General features: G+C 64.4%; 2 protein-coding genes. Both read left to right on the top strand.

Annotation, left to right across the window (positions count from 1 at the left end; all coding sequences use genetic code 11):
* Positions 1–679 (top strand): phosphopantetheine-binding protein (locus tag EXW71_RS28625; protein ID WP_167659711.1); only part of this gene is annotated, 679 nt, incomplete at its 5' end.
* On the top strand, positions 676–4,542 hold a 3,867-nt coding region (locus EXW71_RS28620), incomplete at its 3' end, for a non-ribosomal peptide synthetase (RefSeq protein WP_134661351.1). The genes EXW71_RS28625 and EXW71_RS28620, both read left to right, overlap by 4 nt.

Below are 4,542 nucleotides of genomic sequence, written 5' to 3'. Positions count from 1 at the left end.
CGATGATTTGACGGCCGAGCGCTTCCTGGCGGACCCGTTCACCGGCAATGGGCGCCTGTACAAAACCGGCGACCTGGTGCGTTACCTCGCCGACGGAAACTTGGAGTACGTAAGGCGCAATGACGATCAGGTCAAGCTGCGTGGCTTGCGTATCGAACTGGGTGAAATCCAGGCGCGTCTGGGCGAGTTTGCGCACATCGAGGAAGCCACGGTCCTGGTCCGTGAGGACGTGCCGGGCGACAAACGCCTGGTGGCTTATTACACCGGCGTGCCGGCCGAGACCGAGGCGTTGCGCGCACATCTGCTGGCGCAGTTGCCGGACTACATGGTGCCGCAGCTGTTCGTGCACCTCGAGGCGCTGCCGCTGAGCCCCAACGGCAAGCTGGACCGCAAGGCCCTGCCTGCACCGGACCTGGCGACGCTGCGAGTGCGCGCGTATGAAGCGCCGGTGGGCGACACGGAAATGGCCCTGGCCCGGCTCTGGGGCGAATTGTTGAATGTTGAGCAAGTCGGTCGACATGACCACTTTTTTGAACTGGGCGGCCATTCATTACTGGCCGTCAGCCTCATCGGGCGCTTACGCCAGGAAGGCATCGATGCGAACGTCAAGGCGCTGTTCGAGCAACCCACGCTCTGGGAATACGCCGAAATTACGGAAAGAATGGAGATGGTCCTGTGAGTGTTCTCGAACTGTTGGCGACATTAAAAGAAAAAGACGTTCAACTTGCGGTCAAGGGTGAGCAGCTGGTAGTGCAGGGCAATAAGCAAGCGCTGAAGGAGCCCAGCGTGCTGGCTGCGCTGCGTGAACACAAGGCCGCGTTGATCGCCTTGATCAACGCCGGCGAGTACCGCGCAGAGCGTGCCGGGCAAGTCACCATTCCGGCCAACGGCATCCCCGCCGATTGCACACGCATTACCCCGGACATGCTGACGCTCATGACGCTGGATCAGGCGACTATCGAGCACATCGCAGCGTGCATCCCCGGCGGCGCGGCCAACATCCAGGACATCTACCCGCTGGCCCCGCTGCAATCGGGCCTGCTGTTCCATCACCTGTCCGAGCAACAGGGCGACCCTTACGTGTTGCAATGCATGATCGGCATGGACAATCGCCAATGCCTGGACAATTTCAACCAGGCCCTGCAACACGTGATCGACCGTCATGACAGTTTCCGCACGGCGGTGTTGTGGGAAGGGCTTGCCGAACCTGTGCAAGTGGTCATGCGCCAGGCCCGCTTGCAGATCGAAGAAGTCGCCCTGGACCCGGCCGTCGGCGATATCCGCCGGCAACTGGAACAGCGTTTCGACAACCAGCATTACCGCCTGGATATCAGCCAGGCGCCGCTGATCCGTATTGCCTGCGCTGAAGACCCGGTGACGGGGCGCTGGCTGGCCCTGATGATGTTGCATCACATCGTGTCCGATCACGCCGCGTTGGCGGTGGTGCAGCATGAAATCCAGCAATATTTGCTGGGCCAGGCTGCGCAACTGGGCAAGCCGGTGCCGTACCGCAATTATGTGGCGCAGGCGCGCCTGGGCGTCAGTGAGCAGCAGCACGAAGCGTTTTTCCACGAGATGCTCGGCGAGGTCGACACGCCGACGCTGCCGTTGGGGTTGGCGGATGTGCGGGGTAATGGTCATTTGCTGCAAGAGGCCGCGCTGGTGATACCGGCGGCGTTGGCCCAGCGCCTGCGGGCCCAGGCGCGGCAGCAGGGCGTCAGCACGGCCAGCCTGTGTCACCTGGCGTGGGGCCAGGTGCTGGCGGCAGTCACCGGCAATGAGCGGGTGGTGTTCGGCACGGTGTTCCTCGGGCGTATGGAAAGCGGCGAAGGCGCCGAGCATGCACTGGGCATGCTGATCAATACCCTGCCGCTGCGCGTGGACATCGGCGAGCAGGACGCACAGGCCGCGCTCAAGGCCACCCATGCACGGCTTACGGCGCTGCTTGGGCATGAGCACGCGCCTCTGGTGCTGGCTCAGCGTTGCAGCGGCGTGGCCGCGCCGCAACCGTTGTTCAGTGCCTTGCTCAACTATCGCCACAGTGCGCATGACCTCGCGTCCGAGCAGGCCCAGGCGGCGTGGCGTGGCATCGAGTTCTTCCACACTGAAGAGCGCACCAACTACCCGCTGACGCTCAGTGTCGATGAACTGACTGATGGCTTCTCTTTCACCGTGCAGGCCTTGTCGGTGCTGGGCGCGCAACGATTCTGCGAGCGCATGCACATTGCCCTGGAACACTTGGTGCAAGCGCTGGAGCAGGGCTCGACGCTGGCGATCAATCAACTGCCGGTGTTGCCGAGTGCCGAGCGCCAACAGGTGCTTGAAGACTTTAACCAGACCCAGGTCGACTACCCACGCGGGTTGACTCTCCACCAGCGTATCGAACAGCAAGTGCAGCGCAACCCGCAGGCGGTCGCCGCGGTGTATGACGGACAGACGCTGTCCTATGCCGAGCTGAACCAGCAGGCCAACCACCTGGCGTTTCAACTGATCGAACTGGGCGTGCAGCCTGACGACCGTGTGGCCATCTGCGCGCGACGCAGCCTGGAAACCCTGGTCGGGCTGGTGGCGATTCTCAAGGCCGGTGCGGCGTATGTACCGGTCGATCCGGCGCACCCGTTGGACCGCATCGGCTACCTGCTCGAAGACAGCGCCCCGGTTGCCGTGCTGGTGCAACCGGGCCTTGCCGAACGTTTGCCGACGCTGCAGGTGCCGGTGCTCCAACTCGACAGTCGCCTGCTGCAGGGCGTTGCCTGTGACAATCCGCAGGTCGTCGGCCTGACTCCGGCGCACCTGGCCTATGTGATTTACACCTCCGGCTCCACCGGCCTGCCCAAGGGTGTGATGGTGGAACACCAGACCGTGGAGAACCTGGTCAACTGGCATTGCGAGGCGTTCGACCTGCACGCCGGCAGCCATACCTCCAGCGTCGCCGGGTTTGGTTTCGATGCGATGGCCTGGGAAGTCTGGCCGGCGCTGTGCGTGGGGGCGACCCTGCATCTGCCGCCGGCGGCGCAGGGCAACGAAGACATCGATGCCTTGCTGGCCTGGTGGCTGGCCCAGCCGCTGGATGTCAGCTTCCTGCCCACGCCGGTGGCTGAATACGCCTTCAGCCAGCACCTGCAACACCCGACCCTCAAGACCCTGCTGATCGGCGGCGACCGCCTGCGCCAGTTCAGCCAGGCGCAGCGCTTTACCCTGGTCAACAACTATGGTCCGACCGAGGCCACCGTGGTGGCGACCTCCGGCGTGATCACGGCAGGGCAGACGTTGCACATCGGCAAGCCGGTGGCCAATGCCCAGGCGTACGTGCTCGACGCACAACTCAAGCCGGTGCCGCTGGGCGTGACCGGCGAGCTGTACGTGGGCGGAGCCGGGGTGGCGCGGGGTTATTTGAACCGTGCACAAATGACCGCCGAACGCTTCCTCAAGGACCCGTTCAGTGCCGACCCGCAGGCGCGGATGTATCGCACCGGCGACCTGGTGCGTTGGCTGGCGGACGGCACGCTGGAATACCTGGGGCGTAACGACGACCAGGTGAAGATTCGCGGTGTGCGTATCGAACTGGGCGAGATCGACAGCTGCCTGGCCGCCCATCCTCAGGTCCGTGAAGCGGTGGTGCTGGCCCGTGACGGGCGGCTGGTCGCTTATTTCACCGCCGACGCTGCGCTGGACATCGAGACCCTGCGCGGCTTTGTCCAGGCGCAGTTGCCGGAGTACATGGTGCCGGCGGCCTACGTGCAGTTGGATAGCCTGCCGCTGACCGCCAACGGCAAGCTGGACCGCAAGGCTTTGCCGGAACCAGGGCTGGAGGCGATGCTCAGTCGAGGCTATGAAGCCCCGCAGGGCGAGGTGGAAACCACCCTCGCGCAGATCTGGGCGGACGTGCTCAAGGTGGAACAGGTGGGCCGTCACGACAACTTCTTCGAGCTGGGTGGGCATTCGTTGCTGGCCGTGGGCCTGGTGGAACGTATGCGCCAGGCGGGCTTGCAGGCGGATGTGCGCGTGCTGTTCAGCCAGCCGACCCTGGCGGCGCTGGCGGCGGCGGTGGGTGGCGGGTGTGAGGTGGCCGTGCCGGCCAACCTGATTACGCCTGACTGCGTGCGCATCACTCCCGATCTGCTGCCCTTGGCCACGCTGGATCAGCCGAGCATCGACCGGATCGTCGCCAGTGTGCCGGGTGGCGTGGCCAACGTGCAGGACATCTATGCCTTGGCACCGCTGCAGGAGGGCCTGTTGTATCACCACATCAGCGCCGAACACGGCGACCCGTACCAGCAACATGCACTGTTCGCATTCGACAGCCGCCAGCGCCTGGATCGGTTCGCCCAGGCCCTGCAACACGTGATCGGCCGCCATGACATCCTGCGTACCGGGCTGTTCTGGGAGCAACTGGACGCGCCGGTGCAAGTGGTCTGGCGCGAGGCGCCGCTGGCGGTGGACGAATTCATCCCGCAAGCCGGTGATGTGCTGGCGCAACTGCGTGAGCACTTCAGCCTCGGCCGCCATCGCATGGATATTCGCCAGGCACCGATGATGCAT

The sequence above is a fragment of the Pseudomonas sp. BCA17 genome (assembly GCF_004519405.1).
Classification (GTDB): Bacteria; Pseudomonadota; Gammaproteobacteria; order Pseudomonadales; family Pseudomonadaceae; genus Aquipseudomonas.
Note: the sequence above shows the minus strand (reverse complement) of the source record. Positions and strands in the feature narration are given on the sequence as shown.